Source organism: Paraburkholderia sp. MM5384-R2 (assembly GCF_014201025.1).
Lineage (GTDB): Bacteria > Pseudomonadota > Gammaproteobacteria > Burkholderiales > Burkholderiaceae > Paraburkholderia > Paraburkholderia tuberum.
In genome coordinates this window covers 34,875-49,273 of record NZ_JACHDI010000004.1, presented here as the reverse complement: position 1 = coordinate 49,273, position 14,399 = coordinate 34,875, and the positions used below count along the sequence as shown (strand labels likewise).

Genomic DNA, 14,399 nt, shown 5'->3' with positions numbered 1-14,399 from the left:
TCGTCGATATCAGCCGGACTGCCTTAGGTCAGGGCGATCGGCGAACACTGCGCTAATTCAGTCGCCCCTTTGCCCGAACAAGAGAGACAACTCGACCCGCTTCGCCTGCTCCTGACGTAAAAACGGGCCGCGTCAGCGGGGATCCGGGAAGCGGCTCAAACCCTTTAGCGCGCAAGTCGGAGGCGCGACTAGTTGCCCTTGAACTGCGGAGCGCGCTTTTCCTTGAAGGCCGCTAGGCCTTCCACCCGGTCCGCAGAGAAGTGGTGCAAGTTGCTCAAGGCTCGTTCATAGCGTAGTCCGATGGACAGCGGCTGATCCAGCGAATCATTGAGCGCCTGCTTCATGCGACCGAGGACCAGCGGGCTCTTGGTCGCAAGCTTCCTGGCAAGAGTCTCCACGGCGCCGATGAAGCCGTCATCAGCGATCACCTGGTTGACAAGCCCAAGCGCTTTCCATTCGCTGGCCGGATGCATGTCGCCCGTGAACATGAGGAGCTTCGCGTTGTTCAATCCCACCTTCCTCGGCAAGCGCACGGTGGCACCTGCACCCGGAAACAAGGCGTAGTTCGAGTGGGCATCGCCAAGCCGGGCGGACTCGGCGGCGATGACGAGGTCACAGGCGAGCACCAGTTCCAGTCCGCCGGCGACGGCAATCCCGTTGATCGCGGCGATGACCGGCATGGGGCAAGCTTCGATCAACTCCGTCAGCGCCCCAATGGCTTTGACAAACTCAGCGCCGCTTTCCGGGCGGCGCCTGGCGGGATCCTTAAGATCGGCACCGGCGCAGAAGGCGCGGCCCTCGCCAGTCAGAACGATGACGCGGACTTCCGGGTCGCACTGCGCATCTGTGATCGCCGTTGTCAACGCGTCGACAAGCGAAAGCGTCAACGAATTCAAGGCCTGCGGTCGATTCAGCTTCAGCCATAAAACGGCGTCGACCTGCTGTCGTTGAAGTTCTTCAGTGTTGTTGGCTGTTTCCATTTGAGACTCCTATTGGCTTCCGCCTTGGGTGTTGCATGAGATGGCTCACTACCGCAGACCGAGCGACTTCGCGACGATGCCGCGCAGCACTTCTTTGGTCCCGCCGCGAATCGTGCAGGAGGGCGCGTGCAGGACGACGTTGGCCAGCGCCGCGCTGTACGCGTCGGAGGCGCCCGGCTCCGGCTCGGTCTGCAGGACGAGCCGGAGAATCTCGGGAATCTCCTGTTCGAAGCAGCTACCAAGGTCCTTAAGGAGAGCCGCATGCAATGAGGCGTCCTGTTCGTCGGTGATCATCGTGGCGATCGAGCGCGACATCCTCCTTAGCGTCGACAAGTGAGCGACCAGGCGCCCGACCGTCCGGGCGCCCTCAGCCGACGGCTGCTTCTTGAGTACGGCGACGAATTCCTCGACCGCACCCATGTGGGACATGAACCGATCCGGCCCGCTTCGCTCGAACGAAAGCTCGCTTGTGACCTGTTGCCAACCTTGGCCTGCGACGCCAATGAGGGCATCGTCAGCGAGGAAGACGTCCTGGAAGTGGACTTCGTTGAAGTCGGAATCTCCGGCGATGTTAGCGATGGGGCGGCATGTGATGCCGGGCGTCTTCATGTCGACCAGGAACTGGCTCAAGCCGGCCTGCCGCACTTCACTCGCAGGCGCTGTGCGGCACAGCAGAATCATGTAGTGTGAGCGGTGCGCGCTCGAGGTCCAGATCTTGGCACCATTCACACGCCAACCGCCGTCCACCTTTGTGGCGCGCGTGCGCACCGATGCGAGATCCGAGCCCGAGTCAGGCTCGCTCAAGCCGATGCAGAAATAGCACGTTCCGGAGGCGATCCGGGGAAGGACCTCTTCGCGCTGCCGTTCGTTGCCGAAGCGCAGCAACAGCGGCCCGCTCTGGCGCTCGGCCACCGCATGCGCAAAGATCGGTGCACGAACAGCGAGCAGTTCCTCCAGAACGACGAGACGTTCCATCAGGCCGTACCCACCGCCGCCATAACGCTTGGGAAAGCCCATGCCGATCCAGCCACGCTTGCCAAGGGCCTCGCTGAACTCGGGATCAAAGCCGCTGAAAGAAGCGGCGCCGTGCCTGTTGCCTTGCCAACCGTCGACGAACTCGCGCACTTCAGCTCGAAGCCGCTCAGCGATCTCGGACTGACGCGGACGGGGAAATGAAAGGTTGTTCATCGTGCTACTCCTGCTGCTGCGCCACTTGCGGTCGTCGCCATCGGCACCACGGCGCGCCAGAGGGACTGTCCGGGCTCACCGGCCAGAATCCGTTCGCCAAGCTCGCGAGACCAGAACGCCTCGTTGCCGCACTCGTCTCGCCAGGACCAGAGCCGCTTGGTGAATCGGTGCAGTTCGTGTTCCTCCGTGAAGCCGATGGCGCCGAACACCTGGTGCGCGATCGCACAGGCCTGCCCCGCTGCTTCGCCGGTTCGGATCTTCGCGCTGGCGGCGGCAATGCTCTGTGTGAGGGGCTCTCCCACCCCATCCAGCCATTCATCGATCGCTTCGCTGCCAGCTTCGACTGCGGCACGCGCAGCGGCCGCCTGCGTCGCGAGAAAGGCGATGTTCTGCTGCACCGCCTGGAACTTGCCGATTGGTCGGCCGAACTGCACGCGAAGGTTGGCGTACTCAACGGCGAGAGCGAGGGACCGTTCGATCGCTCCGGCCATGAGAGCACTGCGCAGAATGGCTGCAAGCGAGAGCAGCTCACGCGCGTCAAAAGGCGCGGGGACCACCGCCTGCGGCACAACGCCTTCGAGCACCAGCGTATCTCGCGGCTCGCCGGCGAGGTTGCTGCCTGATCTGATGGAGGCGCCCGCCGCATCCCGGGCCAGGACGATCAGTTGAGCAGCTGTGCCGGAACCCACGATGAACGCGACATGCGTGCATGCGTCGCCCCATGGGACGCGGGGGAGCGTGCCATCGACGCGCCAGCCGTCGCGGGCGGAACTCAGCCGGATCTGCCCGGAGTGCGCCGACGACGCAATGGTCGGCAAGGTTGCGCCCTCGACGCCTGCGTGGTCTAAAAGCCAGTGTCCGACCATCGCTTCCGCCAGCGGAGCGGCCGCGGCGTGTTCACCGGCCAGGACCAGAAGCCCGCATGCATCCGCCCAGCTCACGCCGGCGCCATCCTTGCTCTCAGGAAGCAAAGCCTTGTCGAATCCGGACTCTTGCAGGACAGCCCACAGGTCCTCGGGCTTGTCCTCGAATATCCGGAGGGCCGCTTCATGCAGCATGTCACGCGTCTCTTCACTCATCGCTTGCTCCTGGTGGTTGCCTCGGTCCCGTCAAACGGGATCCCAGGTGAAGATGTCGCGCGACTTGTCCAGCGGAAAGAACGAGGGCTTCATCATGGGCAGGGCTACTTCAAGGCAGGTATCGACGGTCCAGCCCTCACTGCGGTGCGCGGTACGAATTGGCCGCGGCTGGGAGAACAGGTAGATTTCGTTACTGCGAACGCCAAAGATCTGGCCCGTCACGCTCCGGGCTTCGTCGGTAAGCAGTGCGCAGGTGAACGGAGCGATTTTGGCCACCTCCATGCGCTGGTTGACCAGCGTGCGGGCCAGACCCTCGGGGGTGTCGGTCGGAATCGAGCTCACCATGCGGGTGAATGCAAATGGCGCAATACAATTCGACCGCACTTTGAAGCGCTCCATGTCGAGCGCGATCGATTTCGACAGGCCGACGATGCCCATCTTCGCGGCGGCGTAGTTGGCCTGCGCGCCATTGCCGATCAGCCCTGAGGTCGAAGTCATGTGCACGATGGCGCCGGACTCCTGGTTCCTGAAGTGCGGCGCAACGGCACGGGCCATGTTGAAGCAGCCCTTCAGGTGCACCTTCACCACCGCGTCGAAATCCTCTTCCGACATCTTGTGGAAATAGCCATCGCGCAGGTTGCCCGCGTTGTTTACCAGGCCGTCGACGCGTCCGTACAGATCGATTGCGTGCTTCACGATTCGTTGTGCCGAATTCCACTCGGCCACGCTGTCGGTGTTGGCGCTGGCCTCGCCACCCGCGGCGCGAATCTGGTCGACAGTCTGCTGTGCCGGTCCGGCGCTACTGGCGCCGTCGCCCTCCATGTTCACACCCAGGTCGTTCACGACAACCTTCGCGCCCTGGCGTGCCGCCTCGAGTGCGATCTCCTTGCCCACGCCGGCGCCTGCGCCGGTCACCACGATCACTTTGCCTTGCAGTCGTTGCGTCATTGCTACCTCCTTTATGCCGTGAGAATGGAGACAACCGCTACCGCGGACTCGTGACCGACCTGGCCGCCCGAGTTTTGCGCCAGAGCGACCTTGGCGGACTTGCGCTGCCGCTCCCCTGCTTCACCGCGCAGCTGCTGGACCAGCTCGGCAATCTGAGCCGCACCGGTGGCGCCGATCGGATGGCCCCTGCTGAGTAGGCCGCCGCTCGGGTTGACGGAGATCCGGCCGCCGATGTCCGTAGCGCCGCTTCGCAGCAGCTCAACGCCCTGTCCCTCGGGACAGAACTGCACGACCTCGTAGTTGATGAGCTCACCGGGAGCCGATGCGTCGTGGACCTCAGCGACGTGGACCTCGTCCGGGCCGATCGAGGCTTCCTTGTAGGCGGCCTTCGCGGCGCTGACCGAAGCGCTCGGCTTGGTGGGGTCAGCCATCCCGGACAAAAGGACGGAGCTTGCAACCCACACAGGCCTGCATCCCGTCAATTGGGCCGCGACGCGGCTCGAGACGAGAACGATCGCGGCCGCGCCGTCCCCGATCGATGAGCACATTGGAAGCGTGAGCGGCTCGCTGATCATGCGAGCGGCCAGGACCTCCTCGACCGTCGTCTCCTTGCGGAACTGTGCGTACGGGTTCATGGCGCCAGCACGCCGGCTCTTGACGGTGATCCGGGCGAAGTCCGCTGGCGTCGTTCCGGTCGCTTTCATGTAGCGCCGCGTGCGTTCCGCGTAGATATCCATGAAGATGGAACCGCTACCGGAACCAATGTGCGACGGCATGACATCTTCCTTGTCCACCGCTCCTCCGAACGCCCCGAACGACACCGCTTTGTCGGGGTGGCTCAGTTTCTCCGCACCGACAGCCATTGCCACGTCCGACTGGCCGCTGGCAACGGAATGCCAGGCGAGGTGGAAAGCCGTGCTGCCGGTCGCGCAGGCGTTCTCGACGCTGACCATCGGCTTTCCCAGCAGGCCGGTATGCCTCAGTGCGGCTTGCGCGCGCACCATCTCCTGGCCCGTGATGAGTCCGGCTGCCGCGTTGCCAAAAAAGACGCGGTCGACGCGCTCGGCTCCGATGCCGGCATCCGCCAAGGCGTTTCGTACAGCCTCTTCCGCGGAAGTCCTGACCGAACGATCAAGAAACTTTCCGAACGATGTCATGCCAATGCCGACGATTGCGACGCGGGTGGTCATAGTCTCTCCAATCCAAGTTATGGAATTTCAAAGCAGGGTGCCGACGATTGCGACGGTGTCAAAGCTGGCGCGATCAGATTGCGCTGGGGTTTTCGTTCTTACGGCGGGCGGGGCCGTCGTATTCGACCTGGTCCAGGGTGATCTGGCGCCAGCCTGGCTCGCGCACCGACTCCTCGAATGCGTGGGCGAACAAGCCCGCCGTGCGCGGAACGACGATGAAGGCGCGAGCCAGCCGCCAGTCGAAACCCATGTCTGAGATGATTGCGCCGACCGCAGCATCGATGTTCGCCAGCAACGGTCGGTTCTTCTTCTTGATAAGCGCTTTTTCCAGCTCGCGCGTCATCCGGACGTGGTCACCTGCAATCCCATACTCTTCAGCCAGAGCGAACAGCACTTTCCCGCGAGGATCACCCTCGGCATGCTGCGGATGACCGAAACCATCCAGCCGCTTGTGGTTGCCCACGTACTCTGTCGCCACGTCCTCATAGCTGCGTCCACTGGAGGCTGCCTCGGACACCAGTTCCTGGATGTAGCGGGAGAACTCTTCACCGGCGCCTCCGTGAACGTCGCCAAACATCATGGCACCGGCTGCGACCGCGCATTGGATCGGCACACCAGCGGCTTGCACGAATCGGGTGACTGTCGAGGACGGCGAAATACCGTGGTCGGCCACCGAAATGAACATCGCATTGATCATCTTCGACTCGTTGCCCTTGGGAAGCTCTCCCTTGTAGAGCAGGTACACCATGGCTCCGAAGTCGATCTTGCCGACGAGATCCGTGAGGACGTCATAGCCCCTCACCAAAGTACCTTCGTGTGGAGTCGGGTCACCGATGGCGGTGCGCCAGTATTTGCGATCAGCGGTCTTGGTCATGCAGTGCTCCATTTCAGTGAGGGTGATGAAGGCTCGAGGCGATCTCGAACCTGTCCGGGCGAATCGTAATTTCCGACGGCGCAGAGCATCGATCGCACCGTCGGTATGTTGCAGCAGTGGTTGCCCACGGGTCTCATGGGTTGACCGTGGCCGAACTCGTGATCCTCAGCGGGCTCGACCGACCAACCGTGCGCCGCATAGTGCAGGCTCTGGAAGACAGAGCCTGTTCAATTCGACTACGTATTAAAACTTATGGCGAATAGCGATACGAGCCGCGAACTGATTCTGGTTCGACGAAACCGTCAGATCGGTGATGCTAGCCCTTGCCGCGACCGTAGCGCCCGCTGCGTTGACAGTGTCGCCCAGAGCATGTTGGTACACGCCGACGACATACACGTCCGTGCGCTTGGACAGAAAGTAGTCCACACCAATCGCGCCCTGGTGGTACTGAGCACGCGAGTTGCCGCTGATTTCCGCGCCGCGCGTGTAGTCATACGCTGCGCCGACCAGCAATGCCGGGGTCAACTGGTACTTGAAGTTCAGTTCTGCGTTGTTGAACGTAGCCGACTGACCCTTGAACGGCGATGCGTACGATGCGCCCAGGTTGGCAAACCGGATGTTCGAGTATGTTGCGCCGATGGTCGCTGCGCCGAACGTGTATGCGCCGCCTGCACCAATGACCTGGTACGTGTTAGCCGATGCGAAGCCAGCGTAGACCGGCGACGTCACTGCTGCGGCCGGTGCAGCAATCGTACCGCTGCTGTTGAATAGACCTCCCGAAGCTGCCGGGGTACGTGCATTCAGGTAACCGACGCCGAGAACGAGAGGACCGTTGTTATAGCCAGCGCCCAACGACCAGATCTGGTTGCCGGTGAAGTCCCCTGCCTTGCCGCCGAGGCTATACGTGCCGCCGAACTTCAGGCCGTTGTAGTCCGCGCTCGTGAACTTGACGGTGTTGTTGGTGCGGTACGAGTTGATGAAGTTGTCGATGTCGCCCGGGTGAGCAACCAGGTAGCCGCCCCATTGGGTACCGGCTGCAAACGGGCCAACATAGTTAACCACGGAGTCATACTGACGACCCAGCGTGACGGTGCCGAACTGACTCGACAGGCCGACGTAAGCTTGACGGCCGAACATCAGGCCGCCTTGACCCAGCTTGCCGTTGTTCACGTCAAAGCCGTTTTCCAACACGAAGATTGCCTTCAGACCGCCGCCCAGGTCTTCCGTGCCGCGCAGGCCGAAACGCGAACCTTGCAGAACCCCGCTGGATAGGTTGTACTGGTGCGTGCCACCTGCGTTGGTGTTGATGTTGAAGCCTTCGTCAATGATGCCGTACAGGGTCACGCTGCTCTGAGCATGAGCGGCGCCTGCGAATGCGCCCAGTGCTGCGAGAGCGAGAAGCGACTTTTTCATCGAATTGTCTCCAAGAATTATTAATGTTTTGTACAACAGTTGAATGTGTATGTAGCGTTAAGCCTTCCTCGGCCCGACTGCGACGCACTTACAGCGAGCGCCGCCGTCATCGGCCACCTTGCGTTGCGGACGAGGGAAGTGACTGTCACCGAAAGTTCGCTTCCAGACGCCCATCCTCCTGACCTCAAGTTGAAGTACGCCAGGCGAAACGTCCGCGGTACTCCATGTTCTATTCAAACTGCAATGCCGACTATCAACAACATGTAGTCGCGGCGTTGTTCACAATGTGCACTCAGGGAAACCAGAGCCGCCTGGAATGCATCCGCCATATGCCTCGAATCACAAACGACATGGAAAACGCGTAGTGCATTTGTGCGGCAGCTCGTTGGTCAAATCACTACGTTGCGGGGGCTTCCCTGAACGAACGCGGATATGTTGTCGAAGAGTTGGTCGGTCAAGCCTTGCACTGCCTCGTCACTGGCCCAAGCGACGTGAGGGGTGATGATGAAATTGGGTTCGTCCTTCAACTGGTGGAAGGGATGGTTTTCACCCGGGGGCTCTTGCGTGGCAACGTCGAAGCCCGCCCCAGCTACCTTTCGGGTTTTAATGGCGGTCACAAGCGCGGACTCGTTCACCAGGCCGCCGCGTGCCGTATTGATGAGCAGCGGACGCTTCTCCATCATGTCGAATTCCGCTGCATCGATAAGGTTGCGCGTCTGAGGAGTCAGCGGGCAGTGCAAAGTGATGATGTCACTTCGACGAAGGACTTCTTCGAATGGCGTGTACAGGGGACCCATGTCGTTGCGGCCTCTGTACGTGGAGAAAAGCGGTTGCATCCCAAGCGCTCGGGCCAAGGCAGCAACCGACTGACCCAGAACCCCATCGCCGATAATGCCCAGCGCCGAGCCATGCAGGTCTTTAATGGGATAGTCGAAGAAACAGAACGTCCCGGCTTCCTGCCAGCGCCCATTCCGCACTGCATCGTGGTACGCCATTAAGCTCCGTCGGAGCGCGAAGATCAGGGCAAATGTGTGTTCCGGCACCGTGTGAACGGCATAGTTCCGGATATTGCAGACAACAATGCCTCGTGCCGCGCACGCCTTGAGGTCAACGTTATCAGTGCCGGTCGCCGCAACGGCAATAAGCTTGAGCTTCGTTGTTGTCTCCAGCACCTGACCGCTGAGCTTCACTTTGTTGGTAATCACCACATCAGCATCAGCGATACGGCTTGCAACGTCCTCCTCGGCCGTCTCAGTGTGGAGAACAAGCTCGTGGGGAAACGGCAGTGCTTTGAGTGTCGTCTGCACGGAGATGGTCGAACGATCCAGGAATACAATCTTCATGGGAATAGTGCCGGAGTACGGTGATTGGATTTCGCCTGAGCGTGTCGCGAGTCGCCAGCATGAAAAAACGAATAATGCGGCATCGCCGCCTGTGTCGCTCCAATTGCAAGACGACGGGCTACTCGTAGCGGAGCGCGATGGACCGACTGATCGCGTGAAGCCGTCTTGCCGCGCTCGCCTTTGTTCGCACCTCGTGGGTACACTTTAATTCTACATCTTGTTGGTCAGATAACAAGTTACTTTTGGACTGATTGCTCATTTTTATGGGACACAGGCGTCACCGTGCCGCGAGCAACAATCGGCGCAGAAGATCTAAAACGGGGAATGCCATGGGCCGCGCACGCGTTTACAAGCGAGCAGGTGTGCCGCCCGCCGGCACGGTACGGCAGAGGTGAACGGAATTCGAGGGAGACACCGCTATAGTCGGAAGATCAGTCCGCTAAAGACGTGTTCGATTGACCACCGTGTGGTTATTCATCGCTTCAGGGCAAAAGGAGCCGCGGCCGATTAGGGCAGAGGTTGCAGCGCGGAGGGATTCAGAAGCTGCTTCGGCAGATACCCGAGATTAGCCGAGCGGGCGCATGCGCGCTTGGTCACGGCAGCGAACCATGTCGAAAGCTGACCAGTAAAGAGGCGCTCTGGGGGTTTGTGTTGGTTATGCACGTCGCGCAAGACATCGTTCATCGACGAGGGTCGCGGGCGCTGTCCGCCGCAAATGCGTGTTCGATCAATTGAACCACCTGATCCGATACTCCATGTATGTTTTCGACCGGACCACGCGAGAGACGCTGTTGCGCCAGTCCCCGCACGGCGCCGACGACGAATTCAGCGCCCAGCGTGGGGTCAACATCAGGCCGCACATCGCCTTGCTCGACGCCTATCCGCAAGTTCTCCACTACCCAGATGAAAATCTCCCGCTGGTACTCGGCTACCACCTGGGCAGTATCGGAGTTCTCCAGCAATGCCTCCGCGTGCAAGAGGAGAATTGCGCGTGCATTCGTCCACTTCCGATCGCTGCGCTCGAAGTACACGCGGACATAGCTGAGCACCGCCTGGAGGCCGGCTGGCACCGGCGGCGCGGCTTGCATGTCTTCCCCAAATGATTGATACAGATGCGAAGTAAGAGCCCGCAGCAGCGCACCTTTATTGCCGAAATAATGCGTAGCCTGTCCCCGGCTATAGCCGGCTGCTTCGCCTACCTCCGCCAAGGTCATACCCACCCAGCCTTTACGCGAGAGTAATTCGATTGCTGCCGCTAGAAGCCGAGCCTCTGCTTCTGAACGACGTTCTTGCTGGGACCGGCGACCCGCCGTGCGTCCGGGCGCCATCGGAGGGATTGTCGCTGCGCTTCCCGGGAAACCAAGATCTGTATAGGGCCTACGGGTGTTTGGATCAACGCCTTCTTGCGATTGCACCCGCGCCGCACCCCGCGTCACTCGTTCTTCCGCCACGGTCGGGCTCCTTCTTGGATATGGGAAACTTCCCTAATACATCGGCATGCTATCACTTACCGAACGACAGACAGTACTTTACGTGCTAGTCGCACAGCAAGTTTACTACCGGGGGGAATTTTAGGTAAATGGCGGTTCAAGTAAAGGAATGCGATGCCGTCCTCGATGCCGAAATCGATCGCTTCATAAGTCATACGCTCACCCTGGAAAAATGGGCAACACTGCCATCCAGCACTTTCACTCTGCGCGATTTGAAACTGTCCGAAAAGACACGTCTGCGGCGTCACGCTCGCCTCGGCAAGCTAACCTCACGGCGCTAGACATTAACCCGCTTCTTTATTGCACTTCGGCTTGAAATCGCCCGGCCAATAAAGCCGTATAACCTCTCGGTCTCGCGCAAATGCATAGCAGCTATCAATTTTCACGTTGGTTTGGCTTGCATCAACCGAGACTTGCCCTTCCCTGCGCAGTCCGTTGATCCCCTGAATAGCCGCCGTCCCTATCGGGATAAGCAACTCTCGCAAATGCGTGCAACATGAAGAGCTCTGCAACCTCTGCTTTATCATCGACGACCATCCGGCAGCAATGCGCTCTCCAATTAAAGGAGACAAAGCAGATTCTGCTTCCGTGCATAGATCAAAAGGCGTCGCGTCAGCGGACGCTTCGATACTTTTAACGACGTAATGTTCGTTGACCGTGACCCGCAGCGAAAGATCGTGCAGTGGCGCTCCCGCGGGCAAAGGCTCTGAGCGGGCGAGGAGCGGAAATGCGAATGGTTTGGTATCGACTAAATGTGCTTCAATGTCGTACAACCCGTCATCGCGAGCATACACCGTCATGTTAATCGAACGGCGATGTATCTCTCGTCGTTGAACTGCTGCGGAAAATGCCATTTTTAACCTCAAGTGCTTACGAGCTTTCGACGAATCTTTTTGCTAGCTGCCAATTTTGCTGGTCGTTGCCATTGGATTGCCCATGTTCGTTCCGACGATCGATTGTCACTCAGAGTGGCGGTGCGTCGCCGAGCCGAAACTCCCGGGTGATCGTGTCCAACTGCTGCAATACCTGCTCGTCCAGTTTTGTTTCTCCGGCGCGCAGCACTTCCGACAACTGAGCCGCACGGCTAGCCCCCAGGATCGCGCAGCTGACGCCAGGTTGAGCAAGCACCCATGTCACCGCCAATCGTTCGGGTGCCAAGCCGGCAAGCTGAGCGACGTTCAGAATGCGGTTCACGGCGTCTAACTCCCTCTCGTGCCAGTACCGCTGTCTGTACGAAGCTGCGGTATTGCCGGCGCCGAAGCGCGTCGCCGCATCGGGCTGAGACTTGTCGCGGTACTTGCCGGTCAGTAAGCCGCCGGCAAGGGGGTTGTAGCAGATCGCCGCGAGGTTCTCCTCCGCGCACATCGGCAACAGGTCCCGCTCAAACTGTCGGAACAACAGGTTGTACCGAGGCTGAACGGTCACGGGCTTGACCAGGCGCAGAGTCTCGCTCCGTCCGACCGCCCGGGCGATGCGCCACGCGCTCCAGTTTGAGACACCCACGTAGTGGGCCCGCCCGCTGCGCACGATGATGTCGAGTGCCTCGAGCGTCTCATCGAGCGGCGTGGACGGGTCGTCCCGGTGCAATTGAAAAAGGTCGACGTAATCGGTACCGAGCCGCGCCAGCGAAGCGTCGATGGCACTGAGGATGTGTTTGCGCGACGTGCCGGCATCCCAAGGAAGCGGCCCCATGGGGCCGCCGGCCTTCGTAGTGATGATGAAACGTTCACGGCGCCCCTTCAGCCACCTTCCGATAATTTGCTCGGTGACTCCTTTGCGCTCGTCCGACGCGTCGCTCGGATATCGATTAGCGGTGTCGATGAAATTGATGCCCGCATCGGCAGCCGCGTCCAGGATCGAGTTGGACTCCGTTTCGTCGGCGTTTGAGCCAAAGGTCATGGTCCCAAGGCATAGGCGCGAGACCTTCAGGCCGGTTTGCCCGAGATGGGTCAGGTTCGAGTTGCTCATAAGCATTGCAGGGCCCCAAAGCATCCGTTGCAACAGTCCACGCGGTGAAGATCCATGCATATCTCCTTCGGCCTTGAGGTTCACCAAGCAAGGTTGTATGTACATACGCGTTGCGTCGTAGCATGTCCCAACTGCGACGTACGCACGACCAACGCCGCCGCCATCTGCCTCGCTGCAGATGGCGAAGTGACTGCCACCGAAACCTCGCTTCTCATAGATTTCACGCAGGCGGTTCGACAAGAGCGTTCAAAGACTCCTGGCCTCCCGCCAAGGTGGGCGACAGCGCACCATTGCGCGCTGAACGCAATTCCGCCTTAACCTGCCTTCTGTCGGCCGCGATGGTCTCTTGGCGACGAATTCGACCGAGTCCAGCACCGCGACCATCAATTTGCACGGGGATGAATGTCTCACGTCGTCCGATGGCTATTTGCATTTCAGTTCTTAGCGGCGGCTACAACTTTTTCCATCAGATTTCGCGCTTGCGCAAATTCGCCACATTCCGCGTCGTCCTGGCATATAGCAGGCCGCCTGCGGCGAATAAGGCGCCGAAGATATAGATCCCGACGCTCATGCTGCCCGTATGGGTTTTCAACCATCCGATCGATGCAGGGCTGACGACTCCACCGAGGAGGCCGATGGTCGCGACTGCCGCGATCGCGTTCGCCACGCCTGGGCCAGGCAGACAAGCCGGCACGCTGGCCCAAAACAGCGGAATGAACGTGAACAGTGCTGCGCCAGCTACAGACAGCAACACGAGTGAAAGCACAAGCGAGTTCGGGACGAGCGGCAGCAGACAAAGTGCTGCGCCACCGACCAACGTCAATGTCACGATGTTTTCGCGCAAACGCCGAGTGCGGTCCGCATGCGCGCCAATCGTGATCATCGCGACGAGTGAGACTACGCTGGGGATCGCAGAGTAGAGGCCGATCAAGGCGATGTCGGTCACGCCGAGCGAGCGAATGATGGTCGGCAACCAGAAGTGGAGCACCGCGATGGCGGACGCGAAAAAGAAATAGACGGCCATCAGCGCATACAGGCGAGGATTACGGAGAGTCTGTGCGAACGTCTGCCCCTCCTTAGCTGGCGCCCCCGCTTCGAGCATTGAGGCGATCATGGTTTTTTCGTTGGGAGACAGCCAGTTGGCAGTTTGGGGCGACTCATCGAGTAGCACCGGAACAAGCAGACCGAGCACGACGCAAGGCAGACCTTCGAGCGGGAACATCCACTGCCAGCCGCTAAGCCCGCCCACGTCATGCATGAACTTGAGGATTACCCCGGATAACGGATAAGCCAGGATTCCGGATATTACGATTCCCGAGGAGAACAGTGCGAGCGGCTTGGAGCGACGCTCCAGCGGATACCAGCGCGACAGGTAGTACACGACGATGGGAGTGAATCCCGCCTCGAACACGCCGAGCAGGAAACGCAGCGTGTAAAACGAAATCGGGGTGCGGACAAACATCGTGAGCGACGAGACGCAACCCCAGCCAACTGTCAATAGCATGATCGTCTTAAGCGCGCCGAGCCGCGTCACCATGTAAGTGTTCGGCAACTCGAACAGCGCGTACGACACGAAAAAGAGGCTGGCGCCCAGACCATAAACGGCATCGGTGAAACCGAGGTCGGATTTCATCTGGAGCTGCGCGATGCTGACGTTGACGCGGTCGATGTTAGACATCAGGTAAAGGATGAATAACAACGGGATCAGACGGCGGGTGATCCTTTTGTACGTTTTGTCGGCATCGAGAAACTGCGCGGCGCTCGCGGCGCTTTCCTCGGGATACTTTGCTAGCGAAATCATGTTGTCTCCGGCTGATTGTTTTGGATAGTCTGTATAAGTCGTCATTCAAGACGAAACAGGGGCGCCCATTCTCGTGACCTCAAGTTGAGGTACGCCCGGCGGGACGTCCGCTGTCCTCCATGTCT

At 60.1% G+C, this 14,399-nt stretch carries 13 protein-coding genes; 1 reads left to right on the top strand and 12 read right to left on the bottom strand.

Annotation, left to right across the window (positions count from 1 at the left end):
* Positions 1-188: 188 nt before the first annotated feature.
* From HDG37_RS08550 to HDG37_RS08525, 6 genes are all read right to left on the bottom strand, one after another.
* A complete protein-coding gene (locus HDG37_RS08550; RefSeq protein WP_184046089.1) occupies positions 189-980 on the bottom strand; it encodes an enoyl-CoA hydratase/isomerase family protein in 792 nt (263 codons plus the stop codon).
* 48 nt (positions 981-1,028) lie between these two features.
* Positions 1,029-2,168 (bottom strand): acyl-CoA dehydrogenase family protein, encoded by a 1,140-nt coding sequence (locus tag HDG37_RS08545; RefSeq protein ID WP_184046087.1) that lies wholly within the window; start codon positions 2,166-2,168, stop codon positions 1,029-1,031.
* Positions 2,165-3,247 carry an acyl-CoA dehydrogenase family protein gene (locus HDG37_RS08540; RefSeq protein ID WP_184046085.1) on the bottom strand — a complete coding sequence of 361 codons (1,083 nt, stop codon included), beginning with the start codon at positions 3,245-3,247 and terminating at the stop codon, positions 2,165-2,167. Before HDG37_RS08540 ends, HDG37_RS08545 begins: the two co-directional genes overlap by 4 nt.
* A gap of 30 nt (positions 3,248-3,277) precedes the next feature.
* Positions 3,278-4,195, bottom strand: a complete 918-nt coding sequence (locus tag HDG37_RS08535; RefSeq protein WP_184046083.1) for an SDR family NAD(P)-dependent oxidoreductase — start codon at positions 4,193-4,195, stop codon at positions 3,278-3,280.
* Positions 4,196-4,206: 11 nt separating this feature from the next.
* Positions 4,207-5,385 (bottom strand): thiolase family protein, encoded by a 1,179-nt coding sequence (locus tag HDG37_RS08530; RefSeq protein WP_184046081.1) that lies wholly within the window; start codon positions 5,383-5,385, stop codon positions 4,207-4,209.
* A gap of 73 nt (positions 5,386-5,458) precedes the next feature.
* Complete coding sequence (locus HDG37_RS08525) at positions 5,459-6,259, bottom strand: citryl-CoA lyase (protein ID WP_260332800.1); 801 nt, start codon at positions 6,257-6,259, stop codon at positions 5,459-5,461.
* 116 nt (positions 6,260-6,375) lie between these two features.
* Between HDG37_RS08525 and HDG37_RS40270 the strand changes: the two genes are divergently transcribed.
* Complete coding sequence (locus HDG37_RS40270) at positions 6,376-6,522, top strand: helix-turn-helix domain-containing protein (RefSeq protein WP_409259988.1); 147 nt, start codon at positions 6,376-6,378, stop codon at positions 6,520-6,522.
* Here the strand turns inward: HDG37_RS40270 and HDG37_RS08515 are convergent.
* The 6 genes from HDG37_RS08515 to HDG37_RS08490 all read right to left on the bottom strand — a co-directional run bounded on the left by HDG37_RS08515 (position 6,503) and on the right by HDG37_RS08490 (position 14,274).
* Positions 6,503-7,672, bottom strand: coding sequence for a porin (locus HDG37_RS08515; RefSeq protein ID WP_184046716.1), 1,170 nt, complete (start codon positions 7,670-7,672; stop codon positions 6,503-6,505). The two genes, HDG37_RS40270 and HDG37_RS08515, sit on opposite strands and share 20 nt — an antisense overlap.
* A gap of 389 nt (positions 7,673-8,061) precedes the next feature.
* On the bottom strand, positions 8,062-9,015 hold the full coding sequence (locus tag HDG37_RS08510) for a D-2-hydroxyacid dehydrogenase (RefSeq protein WP_184046077.1): 954 nt from the start codon (positions 9,013-9,015) through the stop codon (positions 8,062-8,064).
* 680 nt (positions 9,016-9,695) lie between these two features.
* The gene (locus HDG37_RS08505; protein ID WP_260334383.1) at positions 9,696-10,343 is read right to left on the bottom strand and encodes a TetR/AcrR family transcriptional regulator; all 648 of its coding nucleotides are present in this window, start codon (positions 10,341-10,343) and stop codon (positions 9,696-9,698) included.
* 446 nt (positions 10,344-10,789) lie between these two features.
* Entirely contained in the window at positions 10,790-11,359 is a 570-nt protein-coding gene (locus tag HDG37_RS08500; protein WP_184046073.1) for a DUF2889 domain-containing protein, read from the bottom strand.
* 109 nt (positions 11,360-11,468) lie between these two features.
* On the bottom strand, positions 11,469-12,473 hold the full coding sequence (locus tag HDG37_RS08495) for an aldo/keto reductase (protein ID WP_221311938.1): 1,005 nt from the start codon (positions 12,471-12,473) through the stop codon (positions 11,469-11,471).
* Between the two features lie 466 nt (positions 12,474-12,939).
* Positions 12,940-14,274, bottom strand: coding sequence for an MFS transporter (locus HDG37_RS08490; protein WP_184046069.1), 1,335 nt, complete (start codon positions 14,272-14,274; stop codon positions 12,940-12,942).
* Positions 14,275-14,399: the final 125 nt, after the last annotated feature.

Coding starts and splice junctions, on each gene's coding strand:
- HDG37_RS08500 (WP_184046073.1), bottom strand. CDS start 11,359: ATGGCATTTTCCGCAGCAGTTCAACGACGAGAGATACATCGCCGTTCG.
- HDG37_RS08495 (WP_221311938.1), bottom strand. CDS start 12,473: ATGAGCAACTCGAACCTGACCCATCTCGGGCAAACCGGCCTGAAGGTC.
- HDG37_RS08510 (WP_184046077.1), bottom strand. CDS start 9,015: ATGAAGATTGTATTCCTGGATCGTTCGACCATCTCCGTGCAGACGACA.
- HDG37_RS08535 (WP_184046083.1), bottom strand. CDS start 4,195: ATGACGCAACGACTGCAAGGCAAAGTGATCGTGGTGACCGGCGCAGGC.
- HDG37_RS08530 (WP_184046081.1), bottom strand. CDS start 5,385: ATGACCACCCGCGTCGCAATCGTCGGCATTGGCATGACATCGTTCGGA.
- HDG37_RS08505 (WP_260334383.1), bottom strand. CDS start 10,343: ATGGCGCCCGGACGCACGGCGGGTCGCCGGTCCCAGCAAGAACGTCGT.
- HDG37_RS08540 (WP_184046085.1), bottom strand. CDS start 3,247: ATGAGTGAAGAGACGCGTGACATGCTGCATGAAGCGGCCCTCCGGATA.
- HDG37_RS08525 (WP_260332800.1), bottom strand. CDS start 6,259: ATGACCAAGACCGCTGATCGCAAATACTGGCGCACCGCCATCGGTGAC.
- HDG37_RS08515 (WP_184046716.1), bottom strand. CDS start 7,672: ATGAAAAAGTCGCTTCTCGCTCTCGCAGCACTGGGCGCATTCGCAGGC.
- HDG37_RS08490 (WP_184046069.1), bottom strand. CDS start 14,274: ATGATTTCGCTAGCAAAGTATCCCGAGGAAAGCGCCGCGAGCGCCGCG.
- HDG37_RS08550 (WP_184046089.1), bottom strand. CDS start 980: ATGGAAACAGCCAACAACACTGAAGAACTTCAACGACAGCAGGTCGAC.
- HDG37_RS08545 (WP_184046087.1), bottom strand. CDS start 2,168: ATGAACAACCTTTCATTTCCCCGTCCGCGTCAGTCCGAGATCGCTGAG.